Genomic DNA, 14,560 nt, shown 5'->3' on the forward strand with positions numbered 1-14,560 from the left:
ATATATAATCGTATTTGAATAAGTAATTAAAAATTAGCCTTATATCACCCTAAAAAGGCGAATTTTATTGGGTCAGATCGCCTTTGATATAGGTCTCCCCGTAAGCGTTCTCAAACGCTACAGTACTGAAATCTTCGGGTGCCTGAAAGTTGATTGCGTTGATTACCGTACCGTCTGGTTTAGTAATGATTCCCTTGGGTGAGGTGAATTGCTTATTGTTTTGATTCCATACCAACTCTTCGGTATTAAAAGTGAGATTGGCATTGATCACAACCACATTCTTCCGGAAGATCGTGATCTGCTCGGTCTCCTTCATGATCGCATACTCCGAGGTGATGGTACCCTTGGATGCCTGAAGTTCATCGAAAAACTCGATTTTTACGCCTTTCGGCATCTCTTGGTAGTTACCGCCCGAATTTGGCGTCACCTTATCCAGAATGGGCGCAAAGCCCTTCGCTTTAACCTTTGCAGAATCGCTGTAAATCACCTCGGCACCAAAGGTGCGATTTGCATTAAATGCCTCTTTTTGCAGCTTAACCGTCTCCACCTTTTTCAAATCATCATCATTACATGCATGAAGCGACATCACGCTTATGCATGCAACCACAACAAGATGCAAACGACTGCTTTTCATTAGTCAAACTTGAAACGTTGGAACCAACGGTCATTCAGCGTAAATCCTAAATGGAAGTTTACAAAGTTCTCCTGAATCAATCCATTCGTCAAAGCTCCGCGTTTACCGATCTCCGTGGTAAAGTTGATCTTATAAAAAGACCTTCTTGATGGTGACGGGGCTAAAGGAAAACCAAAACCTAAGCTTATTGCAGACTGCTTAATATCCTGGTTGTTCAGCTGTACGTAAGTCTTGTCATAACTGAACCCCAGGCGGTAATCTACCCTGTTCCAGTAACTGCCGATCGAGGTAATGTCCGGGGTGATCTGTCCACCAACGGAAAACCCGTAAGTGTCCTGCAACTGCTGATTGACGTCCCCTATGGAGAAGTCAGACCATTTACCCCGTCGGTAATCTGCACCGATTACCCAAACATTATACTTCTGCAGTGAAATACCGAAGTTGTGCATCATCGGCAACTTCATCTTCGCATTAGGGCGCTGCATGTTCGATAAAGTATCCAAAGCTGTGTTCTCATCACCCGTAGTCGGATTTTTCAAATATTGAGTCGCTACGATAGAGCGCTTAGAATTGATATTCGAACCGGCAGATCCGGAATAACCAAGTGTAAAAGAGGTTTTGGTGTTAAATGGAATATTATACTGTGCTCCGTAGCTAAAGGACATTCCACCTATGCTGTTCTTTGATTGTACCCTGGCATTAATCACGTTGGAATTTCCATTTCCATCCGTTTGGTTCACCAATTCAGAGGATCCCGTCTGCATCAGATTACCAAAGATATATTCTGCGTTGGCACCCAGGCGGAAGTGTTCCCCGATTTGAAAACCGTAACCAAGATAAGCTTTGTTCAAGCCGCCTTCTCCAGAATAAAGATAGTCGATCTGCTCAGAGGTTGTCCCACCTGCTGAGGTCAGGGTGGCACGGTTAGAAAACTCGTACCCAAGTTCCGTATATGGTAATACACCGACACTCAATGCCGATCCACGACTTACCGGGAAAGCCAGGGTAACGTGATTTAATGAACCATTGAAGCTCCGCTCACTCGCATCACCTTTTTTAAGGTTCATGATGGTACCACTGGCACCGATATCAGCCGTTGTCAGCGAAATACCCGCGTAGGAAGCCGGATTTTGCATGTTGATATTGCTGTAGCCTGTAGGGCTGAATATCGCTGTAGAAATACCGCCCATTGCCCGGTATTGCGGCAGCACCAAGGGTTTTATATTCCCGAGTCCATACCTCGAATAAGGAGACTGTGTAGTAACCTGGGCTTTTGCCGCGGTGCCGAAAAGCAGTGCCAATACAGCTGCGGTATAATTTATCTTTTTAAACATATTCAAATGCAATGACTTCATTTAATCCTTTAAGTACCAAGTAGGGATCATGAATGATCTGCGCCGCAAAGATGCTGTTTTTAAACTGCCCCAGCAAGAACCTCGCATCACCACCCGTTACCATGATTTTTAACGTATTGTTGTCTTTATATCTTTGATTTATAAATCCTTCCAGTTCACTCTTCAGCCCCTGCAATACACCTGAGATGATCGCAGTTTGGGTGTCCGTTCCGGAAGGGATGACCTCGCCCCGGTCCCATTGTATCAGCGGCAGCTTTCCGGTATAATGCGCCAGCGCATTGAACCGCATCTGAATGCCTAAGCTGATGCTTCCGCCATCATAGCTTCCCGCAGCAGACAAGTAATCGTAAGTGATACAAGTACCCATGTCTATGATCAGGCATGCTTGCGCCGCATATAGCTGATGTACAGCGAGCAATTTTGCCCACCTGTCTAATCCAAGAGTAGCCGGCGATTTATAGTTATTTTGAATTCCGGTATTCTTTTCAACAGAAAACGGAATATATCGGGTATTCGCTTGCAAAAAGGACACCAGGGCATCCTGCGAATGGTTTACATTAGAAAGAATAGTATTTTCAATCTGGTAATCTGAAATCAGCTGACGCAGTCGTGCTTCATCAATGCGCGGTACAGCCTCATGAAAAACAATTGCCCCACTGTCAAATACAGCAACCTTACTGTTTGTATTACCGATATCTATTGCAAGATTACGCATTCACCATTCCAAGAATGGATTCAAATATAATTAAGCCATCCTGATTGTCTAATATAGGGTCCGCAGCGCGCTCCGGATGTGGCATCAAGCCAAAAACATTACGACCTGCATTACAAACCCCGGCAATATTACCGATAGAACCATTTAAGTTAGATTCGGTGCTCATATCGCCATTAGCATCACAGTATCTAAACAAAACGCTATCGGTGTCATTCAGCATTTTTATGGTGTCCTCGTGTGCAAAATATTGCCCCTCACCATGTGCAACAGGAATCTTCAACAACTTATCCGGATTTGCCAGTCGGGTCAGCATGCTATTTGTCGTCGCAACTTTCAGGTAACTGTTTCTGCAGATAAATTTCCTGTTCTCGTTGTGCAATAAAGCACCTGGAACAAGATTGGCCTCTGCAAGAATTTGGAACCCATTGCAGATCCCCATAAGGTAACCACCATTATTTGCAAAGCGTACCACCTCCTGCATAATCGGAGAAAAGCGGGCAATCGCACCCGACCTCAGGTAGTCACCGAAAGAAAATCCACCTGGCAAAATGATAAAATCCGCACCTTGCAGATCATGATCTTTATGCCATAAACGAACAACTTCCTGACCAAGAATATGCTCTAAAACATATATTACGTCCTGATCACAATTGGAACCGGGGAAAACTACTACGCCAAATTTCATGATACAAAGCTATCAATCTTTAGCAAGTTTCAAGGGGTCAAATTGTTAAAAAAAGTTAAACGAACAAAAAGTACTGAATGGCAAAAACGAGGATCAGGAACAAACTTTCATAGAACCAGCGGTTGCTGGCATTTGCAAAATAGTAGGCCAGCAGTACTGCACCCGGCGGCACACAGAGCAGGAAATGGTACAGCCTGAAGTTCGGTTTGGTATAGAAACTCACAATGGCACAGATGAACATAAAAAAAAGCATCTGAAATCCTTTTCTCGTACTGATGAAGCTGCGGAAAAAACTTTCACGCAATTGGATCATGGCCAATACCATCATGACACTTACCGGAACAAGCACCAGGTAATCGTTATAATTGATCTTGAATGTTGCCGGAAACTTATTGGCTAAGGGCAACCAGATTTTATAGAACATCCCCAGGTTATCGTTCAGATAGTAGAATACGCCCAGAAAAAAGAATATGGTAATGAATCCGACCAGGCCCGAAACCCACTCCCGCCAGCTGAAGGACCTGTACAAAAGCAGTGACAGCCATAACATCAACAACATCACGATGAAAGGAAAATAAACAAGCGTTCCCACCGCAATGATCATCCCGATATCGAACATGATCATGATCACGTTTTGCGCCTTGCCTAACTTGAGCAACTTATCCATCATCCAGATCAGAAGAAAATTGCAGATCAAAGTCGGGCTCAAAACCAAAAAGGGCATGAACAAACTCGCCCCTGTGATGTACAAGAGCGCAGGCAGATAACTGGGCTTTGGAAGAAGTCCGTGATTGTTGATGATCACATTAAAGATGATCGCCTGGATAAATATAATCAGTCCTGCAGTAATAACATTGGTTGTTGGGCTGAAAGTACTCTGTAAGGGAATCTGGAGAAAGAACTTCGCATAAGGTTCCAGGAACTCAAAGCTTAATTGCTCCGGCATATCCAGCAAGATCACGATCCGCATAAAGAAAGTATATGCAAAAAGCAACAGTAAGTTTATCGGATTTGATGTTCTGAACTGATTAATCATGGACTGGAAAATTAAGCATATTATCTTGCAAACTGTTTTACCAACCTGTCAATCACCATTGCGGTTTCATCCGGGTAGTCCACTTGTACAGCATGCCCCGATTGCACCCATTCTTTCAGCACCGGCAGCCAGTTCTTATTACTGCCCCAGATCACCGGAATACCGAATTGCTTTAAAGCAAAGGCATTACATTGCTGCTCATACTGAAACTTCATTGGTACAACAAGCAGCTTTTTACCCAGGAATAAGGCCTCTGCAGGACCTTCAAAGCCTCCGCCGGTAAGCAAGCCGCTGCAGGATGCAAGACTTGCATTATACTTCTCGTTATCGATCAGATGAACCTCGACATTTCTGCTCGTATAATCAAAGGTCGCATGTTTAGAAAACACCTGCCATTTCACCTCAGGCAGTTGATGAAGCATGGGAATGAGGAACTTATCATCGATCGCCGGCAGGTACACCGTATAATGGCCATCGTCCGAAACCCTAAGGTTCCGGATCTGGGAACGGATAACCGGTGTGTTGATGAAGTGATCATATTTCTCAAAATGAAAACCAACATACTGCGTTGCCGGGGCATAGTACTTCAATACCAGTTGGGCCCAGTCAATACTCTTCGGTTTTGGTACATTCCTCGATTGAAAGGAAGCCTGATGACTTAAGCCAACACTCTCAAGCCCCTTTCTCTTGCAGGCCCAGGCCGTTACCGGCTCGAAGTCATTAATGATTAGGTTGTAATCTTCCAGCGGCAGCTTGTTCATATCACGGATAAACCGTGGCAGGTTCATGCTGCGCCAGGTTTCATAGTGATTAACGCCACCTTTCTTTCCAAAGATGAAGCTAAAGCCATGAAGCTCATATTTAACATTTTCGATCAGGCTTACATCTGCCTGCGTTCCGCTGATCAGCAGATCAAGCTCACCATACTGATGCAGCAAGGGTACGATCTCTTTCGCACGGCTGATATGGCCATTGCCTGTCCCTTGAATTGCATATAGTATCCTCATTAAATGTTAGAATTCCTTCAGCTTATGCCGCAGAAACCTTGCCTTTACGTTTTTCGGTATAAACTGCGAAACCAAGAAATGCAATTAACAATAGGCTACCTGCTGCAGAAACCTTTTCACCCATGTAGTAAGAGGTTGGCTCAAACTTAAACTCGACAGTATGGTTTCCGGCTTCAAGCTGTGCTGCACGCAAGACATAGTCTGCCCTGAAATAAGGCTTCTTAACCTTGTCTACATACATATTCCAGCCTTTATCATAGTAGATCTCCGAGAATACAGCAATGACATCATTCGGTGAACTGTAAGAATACACCAGATGGTCCGGATGATAGCTATCCAGTTTGATCATGGCAGTTGGTCCGCCAGCGCCAACCCTTTTCAGATCGATCATACCTTTGTATTGCTGATCAACAATAGCCTCACGTTTTGGATCAAAGCTGTTGATGGCCTTCATTTCTTCATCCGCATCTTTTGCAAATTCAACTTTTTGTACAAACCACGCATTTCCAGCGGCGGTATTGTTGCGGGACATCTTGTAAGAACCGGTCTGACGATCCTGGGTGATGATATATTTGGTGTTCAACATGTCCAGCACATCCTGGTTCACGCTTTTCGAGAACTGTTTATCTATAAGCTCCTGATACCGTTTTAGCTTTGCGGCATGATACCCTCCAACAGTCTTATGGAACTGTGAGGCACTTGCGTCCGAGAAAGTAGAGATCGTCAGGTCCATGACCCTGAAATTCGGGTCCTTATCTGCTAAAATGAACGTATCCACATCACGCGGCTGGAAATGATTCTGAAGGTCTATCTTGCTTGCGAAATTGTCTTTATTCAAATATCTTCTATCCACCTGCCACATATCAATCAGCACCAGAATTCCGAGCACTACATATACAAACTGCATATTCATCTTTTTGGTGAAAAGTGCCCATAGCAATCCGTAAGCTAATGCAATAAACAACACGCTTCTTAAAGCATCTGCTCTAGCGATATCTACGCGATCAGACACCAGTGCATTTGCGATGTTCTGTGCCATACCCCGGTTGTTCTGCATAATTTGCGTCAGGGCATCCAGAATTTGCGGATGAGTGGCACTGGTAAAGCTAAATAGTGCCGTCGGCATTATCGCTACCAATAGTGCGAATCCGCCTGTAATTGCCGCAGCAATGCTCAGCTTTTTAACCAGCACCTTTTGTTCCCATTTACCTTCCTGCGTATCACGCAAGGCCAGGAAAGCCAATATAGGTACCATTAAACCTACGATGGCAAGGATCGACTCTACAGCCCTGAACTTGTTATACAACGGGAAGTAGTCGAAGAAAATATCTGACACCAATGGAAAGTTTCTACCAAAGGACAGCAACATGAACAAAATGGTTGTTCCAAGAATCCACCATTTAATACGACTTTTTACAACCAACAAGCCAAATACAAACAAGAAACATATGATCGCACCAAAGTAGTAAGGGCCAGAGGTACCAGGTTTTTCACCCCAGTACTGCTGCATGCCCAGTTGGCCGGCAAGTTGCTGGATTGCTGGTGTCGGATCACCGCCGGTGACTTCAGCCAGCGCTTTATAAAGATGGCTTTCCGGTTTTACAAGTTCATCTATACTCGTTGCACCGCCATATAAGTTCGGAATCAGGAAAGTGAAACTCTCCCCTACACCCTGGCTCCAACCATAGGCATATTCCTTTGACAATCCGTTTTTCTCTTCTGCCCGGTCGGTAGTCAGGTTTGACTTACCACGGTTAGATTCTGCACCATACTCATAGGTCGTCCAAAGTGTTCCCGCGTTTACCATTAAGGCGACCACAGCACCTGCCGCTAAGTAACCAAGGCCTTTTCCGATCACAGCGATACGCTTTTCTTTTATTGCATGGTAAAGTTCTATGCCAACAAAAATCAGTAAGGCAATCGCGAGATAATAGGTCATTTGGATGTGGTTGGCACGGATCTCCAGTGCCATGAACAAGGCGAACAAGCTACCACCAAGCCAGTACCGGCCCCGTATGCTCAAGATCACGCTAGCCAGAATTGGTGCGCAAAAGGCTATTGCCAGGGCTTTATTGCTATGCCCTGCTGCGATGATGATAAAGTTGTAAGAGGTAAAAGCAAAAGCGATTGCACCTGCTGCAGCCAGGAAAGGATTAACCTTTAGGGTGCAAAACAACAAATATGCACCTAACAGATAAAGCAATACTACGTCTACGGGGTCAGGAAGTACGGTTTTGATGAAATTGATGCCATGAGAGGCGATGTTCATCGGGTACTGCACCCAGATCTGATACGCCGGCATACCGCCGAACATCTGGTTGGTCCAAAGGGGGCCTTTGCCATCCTTTTCCTTGTAATCCATAATTTCCTTCTGCATGGCCTTAGCCTGTAAGACATCGCTTTGAGCTGGGCCTTTACCTGACAAAACAGGACTGAAGTACGCAAAACAGATGATTATGAAAAATGCAACGATGGCCAGATGTGTGCCATTCCTTTTAAACCATGTATTCATTAAAGGTTAGTTTAATTTAAATCTAACCCCAAAAATATAAAAAGGAAGGAAATAAGCGCCTAAATGAAGAATTATAAAATATTATTTCACTTCCTCATACTCCACGAAATCACCAAGTTTATCGGCATTTCCCTTCTTAGGCTGTGGTGGTACATAGTCAATATTGATCGAACCTTCAGGGGTCCTTCTTCTTTGCTGCTGCTGCTGCTGTTGCTGCCTTGGGTCGGCGGCAGTCTGCTGCATCTTGCTAAACATACTTTTTAGCACCAATGGAAAGATCAGCCTGATAAGTAATCTGATCAACCAAAGCACCATTATGGTGATAAATATAAATTTTATTAAACCCATGTTTTACAACTGATATTTACAAATATGACGGATTTGCCCTTTCATTATTACAGCAAGCTGAAATTTATTGCACAAGAATTACATACACAATAAGCACACCACTTTAATCTTCGTCCAATATTTCCGCTACCCGGCCAACCTGTCCATCTTCCAGTCTAACCTTTATTCCGCGGGAATGATAAGGTGCTGAGGTTAAAATATTTGCAACAATGCCTTCGGTCAGATTACCGGTACGCTGATCCTTTTTCAATATGATATTTACCGCCAAGCCTGGGTAAATGTCCTTTCTGTTTCTTCCGTCCATATTATTTTGAAAACCGCTCCTTAAATATTTTTTCCATAGCAAACATCTCATCACGAAGCCTTGCTGCTAACAGGAAGTCCATATCCTTGGCGGCTTTTGCCATGTCTTTTTTAGTCTTGTCAATTGCCTTTTGCATTTCCGGTTTACTCATATACTGCACCACCGGATCTGCTGCCAGGCTTACCTCATCAAATTCCACGTATGCTTTAGCGCTTTCATTCTTATCAGCAAAGTTCAACATGGAGGTTTGTTCCATGATCGCTTCTCTCGATTTTCCTACCGTCTTTGGCGTAATGCCATGTTCCAGGTTATAAGTAATTTGTCGTTCCCGGCGTCTTCGGGTCTCATCAATGGTTTTTTCCATAGAATCCGTAATGCTATCCGCATACATGATCACCCGGCCGCGATCATTCCTCGCCGCACGTCCGATTGTCTGAATGAGCGAGCGCTCCGAGCGAAGGAAACCTTCCTTATCTGCATCAAGAATGGCCACCAGCGATACTTCTGGCAAATCAAGTCCCTCTCTTAACAAGTTAATTCCGATCAGCACATCAAATTCGCCCAAACGCAAGCCACGCAGGATCTCTACGCGTTCAAGGGTCTTCACTTCAGAGTGAATATAGCGGACTTTGATGTTCAAACGATCCATATACTTGGTCAGCTCCTCAGCCATACGTTTGGTTAAGGTGGTTACCAGCACGCGGTCCCCCATCTTAATCGTTTTATCCACTTCATCCAGCAGGTCATCCACTTGGTTGATGGCCGGGCGAACCTCAATCTCCGGATCAAGCAAACCTGTAGGTCTGATCACCTGTTCGATCACCACACCTTCAGATTTCTGCAGCTCATAATCCGCTGGGGTCGCACTTACGTAAATCGTCTGTGGAGCAAGCCTTTCAAACTCATCAAAATTTAAAGGCCTGTTGTCCAATGCAGAGGGCAAACGGAAACCATATTCCACCAGCGACATCTTTCGGGAGCGGTCACCACCATACATCGCACGGATCTGCGGAACCGTAACGTGGCTCTCATCGATGACCATCAGGTAATCATCCGGAAAATAATCCAGCAGGCAGAATGGCCGCATCCCCGGCGAACGGCCATCGAAGAACCTGGAATAGTTCTCAATACCAGAGCAATACCCAAGCTCCTTCATCATTTCGATATCGAAATTTACCCGCTCTTCAAGTCGCTTTGCTTCCAACAGTTGCCGGTCACCAATAAGCTGATTCTTACGGATCTCCAGCTCTTCCTGTATACCCCAAATGGAGGAGTTGAAGCGGTCTTTAGGCGTAACAAACAAATTGGCCGGGTATATCGCCATATCTTCCAGCTTTTCAATCGTCTTCCCCGACACCGGATCAATCACGGAGAGTTCTTCAATGTCATCACCAAAGAATGATATCCGGTAAGCGTTATCCAGGTACGCCGGATATACATCCACCGTATCCCCCTTTACGCGGAATGTACCACGTTTAAAATCATTGATGGTCCTGGCATACAGGATCTCCACCAGGCTATGCAGAAACGAGTTCCTGGAAATTCTCGTACCGACAGCAAAGCGAAACACCGATCTTGAAAAATCCTCTGGATTACCCATACCGTAGATACAGGAAATTGAGGAAACAACGATCACATCGCGGCGTCCCGACATCAGCGCAGAGGTGGTACGAAGCCTCAACTTCTCGATCTCCTCGTTAATGCTTAGATCTTTTTCAATATAGGTGTTGCTGCTGGGCATGTAGGCTTCAGGCTGATAGTAATCGTAGTAGGAAACGAAATAGTTTACGGCATTATCCGGAAAAAACTGCTTAAACTCCCCATACAACTGTGCAGCAAGGGTCTTGTTGTGACTTAATATTAAGGTTGGCTTTTGTGTCTGTTCAATAACATTCGCAATGGTAAAAGTTTTACCCGAACCCGTCACCCCCAGCAGGGTTTGATAGTGTTCATTATTATTAACGCCCTCCACCAGTTGGGCTATTGCATTTGGCTGATCACCGGTGGGTTTATAATTGGATGCTATTTTAAATTTCATAGGTATTCAAAGATAAGCATTATTGCCATATTGGAATATCGTCTTAATATCCTAATTTTAGGTACCTTTACTGCGCCTATGATGTTCGAATTAAACAAAGTCAACTCCATTGCAAACACCTTCATCGCTGAATTAAGGGACATTAATATACAACGTGACCCCGCGCGTTTCAGAAGAAACCTTGAACGCCTGGGTGAATTCTTTGCCTTTGAAATCAGTAAAACTTTGAAGTACAGTGATGCGGAAACGCAGACGCCGCTTGGCATTGCTCAGACAAAAACGCTGACCAGCCCACCGGTGTTAGGTACCATCCTTAGAGCAGGACTCCCATTACATGCCGGAATGTTAAACATCTTCGATCTTTCCGATTCGGTGTTTGTTTCTGCATACCGCAAGATGCATAGCAGCGGCGCTTTCACCATACAGATCGAGAACATTTCCACCCCCGACCTGAATGACAGAATCCTGATCATGTCTGACCCGATGCTGGCCACAGGCTTAAGCATGGTCATGTGTTGCAAAGAGCTGCTCGCCAGGTTTAAAGTCAAGGAACTGCATATCGTCGGGCTTATCGCCAGTGCAGAAGGCATCCGTCATATACAGGCAAACCTTCCAAATGCAAGACTCTGGGTCGGTGCAATTGATGAAGAGATGACAAGCAAGTCGTACATTGTGCCTGGACTGGGTGACGCCGGTGATCTGGCCTTTGGAAAGAAATTATAATGAAAAAACACATCTTTTTTGACCTCGATCATACGATCTGGGACTTTGACAGAAATGCTGAAGAAACCCTTATGGAGTTATATCAGCATTATAAATTAGATGAATTTGGGCTGAGCTCTGCAGAGGAATTTATCCTGAACTATACGCTTAACAATCACGCACTCTGGGCCGACTACCATTTAGGAAAAATATCCAAAGAACTCTTGCGCGCCGAACGCTTCAAAAGGACGTTTGTTCAGATGGGCATCCTTCCTGAACTTGTACCCCTGCAGTTTGAGGAAGATTACGTACGACTTAGTCCAACCAAGACCAACCTTTTTGAAGGTTCACTGAAGGTCCTGGAATACCTGAAACAGCGGTACCAGCTGCACATCATTACCAATGGTTTCAAAGAAACGACCATTACCAAGATGAACCTTTCCGGGTTAAACCCCTATTTTCAGCATGTCATCATCTCCGAGGATGTTGGCTTCAATAAACCGCATCCTAATGTCTTTCAATATGCGATTGATAAGGCAAGTGCCAGCCTGGAAGAAAGTGTGATGATTGGCGACAGCCTGGAGGCAGACATTTACGGTGCACAGCAATTCGGTATGGAAGCGATTTTCTTCAATCCATTACGGAAAAAGAAACCAGCGGACGTGACACGTGAGATCTACCACCTGGAAGAATTGCTTCTACATTTCTAAGCTTAAATTTACCCTTATGGATACAGCAGGCGTTTTTAATTCCATCCAGATCACAACAGACGCTTACCGGAAGCGCCTTGGAGCGGTGACTCCAGCAAAGTTCCACCTTAACCCTGCTGATGGCGGCTGGTCCTACGCCGAGGTTTACGCACATATCTTCGACCTGAGCATCTTGTCGCTGGAAGCCATTGAACGCTGCCTTACAGGGGAGGCAAAACAACGGAAAACACCATTTATTACACGTGCCATACTCTACTTCGGCGCATTTCCTCCAGCGATGAAATTCAAAGTCCCCAAACAGTTCGAGTCGCGGGTACGCAAGATCAGCAGCGCTGAAGCCGCAGCCTTAATCGCTGAATTTGAGCATAAGCTTCAACCCTATGCGGAAAAGCTTAAAACCGCAGCACCGGAGCGCAAAATTGCACACCCGAGACTTGGCTACTTGAACGCGCTGCAATGGTTGAGATTTATAGAGATTCACTTGAAACATCACCTGAAACAACTGAATCGAATCGACAAGCAAGATAATTTTACATCTTTGCGCCCATGAACATTCCGGGGATCAAGGGCTTTGACCAAGATGCTTTCCAAAAATATTTAAAGAATACCGGATGGCTGATGTTCGGGAAAATCCTAAGCATGGTCATCAACCTGCTTACGGCAAACTATTTAGGTGCTATATCCTTTGGAGATCTCAGCTTTGCAGATGCGCTCACAGCCATTGTAGCTGCCGTGGGTACTTTGGGGCTAGACAGTTTCATCATCCGTGAGATCATACAAAACCCCGACAAAAAAGACGAGATCCTTGGTACTTCACTGTACATGCGAATTGCAGTCAATTTACTATTGATTCCCATCTCGGTACTGATCTATGTCGTTTTTCATCATTTCTCCGGACGCAGTGATCACTCCTTGACATGGATCGTATTCTTTCTGGCATTTGCCTCATTTTTTAAATCCTTCAATGTGATTGACTCCTATTTCCAGTCGCAAGTTGCATCAAAATATGTGGTGCAGGTTCAGAATGTCTGCGTCATCATATCTGCGGCCGTGAAAGTTTTGCTGGTTGTTCTAGGATTACCCGTGATCTACTTTGCCGTCGCCCTTTGTTTTGATGGTTTTATCCTCGCCGCTGGATTGGTCTGGATGTACCATCGCCGCGGACAGCAGATGCGCAAGTGGTACTTCAATATGAACCGGGCAAGATCACTGCTGAAGCAATCCTTCCCGCTGATCCTTTCCGCAGTAATGGTATCCATTTACATGAAAATCGACCAGGTGATGCTAAAGACGGTTGGCAGTGCGGAAGTGGGCATTTATGCTGCAGCGGCAAAACTAAGTGAAGCCTGGTACTTTATCCCTGTGGCAATCGTGACATCCGTCTTCCCCGCAATCATACATGCACGAAAGACGGACCTGGAGCGATACCATAAAAGGATGGGTAATCTCTACGATCTGTTGATCTTTATCAGTCTGCCTGTGGCCTTATTCATCAGTTTCTTCGGTTCAGACATCATCAATCTGCTATACAGAAATAACCAATTTGAGGGTGCCGGACCAATGCTCGCCATCCACATCTGGTCGGGTGTATTCGTTTTTCTTGGCAGTGCAAGTACCCAATACCTGCTTGCAGAAGGCTATACATTAGTTTCTTTTCAGCGCACGGCGCTTGGTGCGGTGCTAAATGTGGTCCTAAACTTGTGGTTAATTCCACTTTATGGCGGCATGGGGGCATCAATCGCAACGTTGATCGCCTGTATATTTTCGACCTTTTATCTTTTATTTTTACCTCATACCCGGCAGCAAGGCATCATGATGTTAAAATCCTTATTTTTGATTTCCGCGGCACAAAAAATATTTAAATTTTGAGTACACTTAAAGCATTAACGACGCTGCTGGCTAAACCACGCCGGTTGAAAGCGCTCCTATCCTACGGGCACAAAGGTTATCTGAACAGCATCGGCTGGTTTCGTGCATTCGATGAACAGCAGGCCATCGATGAAAATGGCGATCCCATTCCTTGGGTAACCTACGCCTTCATAGATTTTATCCGTGGCAGGTTGAACAAGAACCAGGTTGTATTCGAATACGGGTCCGGTAGTTCCACCCTGTTCTATGCTGCTCGTGTTGGCCGGGTCGTTTCCGTGGAACACGATGAATCCTGGTACAAGAAAATTGTAGGCAGCAAACCCGCAAATGCCGAGATGATCTATACGCAGCTGAGCACCGATGGTGAATATGCCCGCAAAGCCGGCATGCTCAGCGAGAAGTTCGACATCATCATCGTTGATGGCCGCGACCGTGTGAATTGCTGTAAATATGGCCTCGCAGCACTTAGTGACAAAGGCGTAATTGTCCTTGATGATTCTGAACGCCAAGCCTATAACGACGCCAGGATCTTGCTGAAACAAGCAGGCTTCAAAGAACTTTCCTTTAGCGGCATTTCGCCTGGACTGTTTTACCTGAAAGCAACTTCCGTCTTTTACCGACCTGATAACTGCCTCTCGATCTAAG

At 45.1% G+C, this 14,560-nt stretch carries 15 protein-coding genes; 5 read left to right on the forward strand and 10 right to left on the reverse strand.

Annotated elements, in window-relative coordinates:
* Positions 1-64: 64 nt before the first annotated feature.
* From lptC to uvrB, 10 genes are all read right to left on the reverse strand, one after another.
* Positions 65-634: an LPS export ABC transporter periplasmic protein LptC gene (lptC, locus tag ACTHQF_RS13440; protein ID WP_440430820.1), complete on the reverse strand. Its 570-nt coding sequence runs from the start codon at positions 632-634 to the stop codon at positions 65-67.
* Complete coding sequence (locus ACTHQF_RS13445) at positions 634-1,968, reverse strand: hypothetical protein (protein WP_440430822.1); 1,335 nt, start codon at positions 1,966-1,968, stop codon at positions 634-636. Before ACTHQF_RS13445 ends, lptC begins: the two co-directional genes overlap by 1 nt.
* Positions 1,961-2,704, reverse strand: coding sequence for a type III pantothenate kinase (locus ACTHQF_RS13450; protein WP_440430824.1), 744 nt, complete (start codon positions 2,702-2,704; stop codon positions 1,961-1,963). Before ACTHQF_RS13450 ends, ACTHQF_RS13445 begins: the two co-directional genes overlap by 8 nt.
* Positions 2,697-3,389 carry a phosphoribosylformylglycinamidine synthase subunit PurQ gene (gene purQ, locus ACTHQF_RS13455; RefSeq protein WP_440430826.1) on the reverse strand — a complete coding sequence of 231 codons (693 nt, stop codon included), beginning with the start codon at positions 3,387-3,389 and terminating at the stop codon, positions 2,697-2,699. The genes ACTHQF_RS13450 and purQ overlap by 8 nt, the downstream gene beginning before the upstream one ends.
* A gap of 55 nt (positions 3,390-3,444) precedes the next feature.
* A complete protein-coding gene (locus ACTHQF_RS13460) occupies positions 3,445-4,425 on the reverse strand; it encodes a DUF6427 family protein (RefSeq protein WP_440430828.1) in 981 nt (326 codons plus the stop codon).
* 20 nt (positions 4,426-4,445) lie between these two features.
* Positions 4,446-5,432, reverse strand: a complete 987-nt coding sequence (locus tag ACTHQF_RS13465) for a glycosyltransferase family protein (RefSeq protein ID WP_440430830.1) — start codon at positions 5,430-5,432, stop codon at positions 4,446-4,448.
* A gap of 22 nt (positions 5,433-5,454) precedes the next feature.
* The gene (locus ACTHQF_RS13470; RefSeq protein WP_440430832.1) at positions 5,455-7,944 is read right to left on the reverse strand and encodes a hypothetical protein; all 2,490 of its coding nucleotides are present in this window, start codon (positions 7,942-7,944) and stop codon (positions 5,455-5,457) included.
* 81 nt (positions 7,945-8,025) lie between these two features.
* Positions 8,026-8,292, reverse strand: a complete 267-nt coding sequence (locus tag ACTHQF_RS13475) for a DUF4834 family protein (protein WP_440430834.1) — start codon at positions 8,290-8,292, stop codon at positions 8,026-8,028.
* A 103-nt stretch (positions 8,293-8,395) separates the two neighbouring features.
* Positions 8,396-8,596, reverse strand: a complete 201-nt coding sequence (locus tag ACTHQF_RS13480; RefSeq protein ID WP_440430836.1) for a YwbE family protein — start codon at positions 8,594-8,596, stop codon at positions 8,396-8,398.
* A 1-nt stretch (position 8,597) separates the two neighbouring features.
* The gene (gene uvrB / locus ACTHQF_RS13485) at positions 8,598-10,634 is read right to left on the reverse strand and encodes an excinuclease ABC subunit UvrB (protein WP_440430838.1); all 2,037 of its coding nucleotides are present in this window, start codon (positions 10,632-10,634) and stop codon (positions 8,598-8,600) included.
* 78 nt (positions 10,635-10,712) lie between these two features.
* Here uvrB and upp point away from each other — a divergent pair, with 78 nt between their 5' ends.
* From upp to ACTHQF_RS13510, 5 genes are read left to right on the forward strand one after another with little or no spacing between them, the layout of a single operon-like run.
* On the forward strand, positions 10,713-11,357 hold the full coding sequence (gene upp, locus ACTHQF_RS13490) for a uracil phosphoribosyltransferase (RefSeq protein WP_440430840.1): 645 nt from the start codon (positions 10,713-10,715) through the stop codon (positions 11,355-11,357).
* The gene (locus ACTHQF_RS13495) at positions 11,357-12,046 is read left to right on the forward strand and encodes a YjjG family noncanonical pyrimidine nucleotidase (protein WP_440430841.1); all 690 of its coding nucleotides are present in this window, start codon (positions 11,357-11,359) and stop codon (positions 12,044-12,046) included. Before upp ends, ACTHQF_RS13495 begins: the two co-directional genes overlap by 1 nt.
* Positions 12,047-12,062: 16 nt before the next feature.
* Positions 12,063-12,596 carry a DinB family protein gene (locus ACTHQF_RS13500; RefSeq protein ID WP_440430844.1) on the forward strand — a complete coding sequence of 178 codons (534 nt, stop codon included), beginning with the start codon at positions 12,063-12,065 and terminating at the stop codon, positions 12,594-12,596.
* On the forward strand, positions 12,593-13,915 hold the full coding sequence (locus tag ACTHQF_RS13505) for a flippase (RefSeq protein WP_440430846.1): 1,323 nt from the start codon (positions 12,593-12,595) through the stop codon (positions 13,913-13,915). Before ACTHQF_RS13500 ends, ACTHQF_RS13505 begins: the two co-directional genes overlap by 4 nt.
* Positions 13,912-14,559 (forward strand): FkbM family methyltransferase, encoded by a 648-nt coding sequence (locus ACTHQF_RS13510; protein WP_440430848.1) that lies wholly within the window; start codon positions 13,912-13,914, stop codon positions 14,557-14,559. Before ACTHQF_RS13505 ends, ACTHQF_RS13510 begins: the two co-directional genes overlap by 4 nt.
* Position 14,560: the final 1 nt, after the last annotated feature.

It is taken from the genome of Pedobacter sp. SAFR-022, assembly GCF_051965375.1.
Classification (GTDB): domain Bacteria; phylum Bacteroidota; class Bacteroidia; order Sphingobacteriales; family Sphingobacteriaceae; genus Pedobacter.

Coding starts and splice junctions, on each gene's coding strand:
- upp (WP_440430840.1), top strand. CDS start 10,713: ATGATGTTCGAATTAAACAAAGTCAACTCCATTGCAAACACCTTCATC.
- purQ (WP_440430826.1), bottom strand. CDS start 3,389: ATGAAATTTGGCGTAGTAGTTTTCCCCGGTTCCAATTGTGATCAGGAC.
- ACTHQF_RS13460 (WP_440430828.1), bottom strand. CDS start 4,425: ATGATTAATCAGTTCAGAACATCAAATCCGATAAACTTACTGTTGCTT.
- ACTHQF_RS13470 (WP_440430832.1), bottom strand. CDS start 7,944: ATGAATACATGGTTTAAAAGGAATGGCACACATCTGGCCATCGTTGCA.
- lptC (WP_440430820.1), bottom strand. CDS start 634: ATGAAAAGCAGTCGTTTGCATCTTGTTGTGGTTGCATGCATAAGCGTG.
- ACTHQF_RS13480 (WP_440430836.1), bottom strand. CDS start 8,596: ATGGACGGAAGAAACAGAAAGGACATTTACCCAGGCTTGGCGGTAAAT.
- uvrB (WP_440430838.1), bottom strand. CDS start 10,634: ATGAAATTTAAAATAGCATCCAATTATAAACCCACCGGTGATCAGCCA.
- ACTHQF_RS13500 (WP_440430844.1), top strand. CDS start 12,063: ATGGATACAGCAGGCGTTTTTAATTCCATCCAGATCACAACAGACGCT.
- ACTHQF_RS13475 (WP_440430834.1), bottom strand. CDS start 8,292: ATGGGTTTAATAAAATTTATATTTATCACCATAATGGTGCTTTGGTTG.
- ACTHQF_RS13450 (WP_440430824.1), bottom strand. CDS start 2,704: ATGCGTAATCTTGCAATAGATATCGGTAATACAAACAGTAAGGTTGCT.
- ACTHQF_RS13445 (WP_440430822.1), bottom strand. CDS start 1,968: ATGTTTAAAAAGATAAATTATACCGCAGCTGTATTGGCACTGCTTTTC.
- ACTHQF_RS13495 (WP_440430841.1), top strand. CDS start 11,357: ATGAAAAAACACATCTTTTTTGACCTCGATCATACGATCTGGGACTTT.
- ACTHQF_RS13505 (WP_440430846.1), top strand. CDS start 12,593: ATGAACATTCCGGGGATCAAGGGCTTTGACCAAGATGCTTTCCAAAAA.
- ACTHQF_RS13465 (WP_440430830.1), bottom strand. CDS start 5,432: ATGAGGATACTATATGCAATTCAAGGGACAGGCAATGGCCATATCAGC.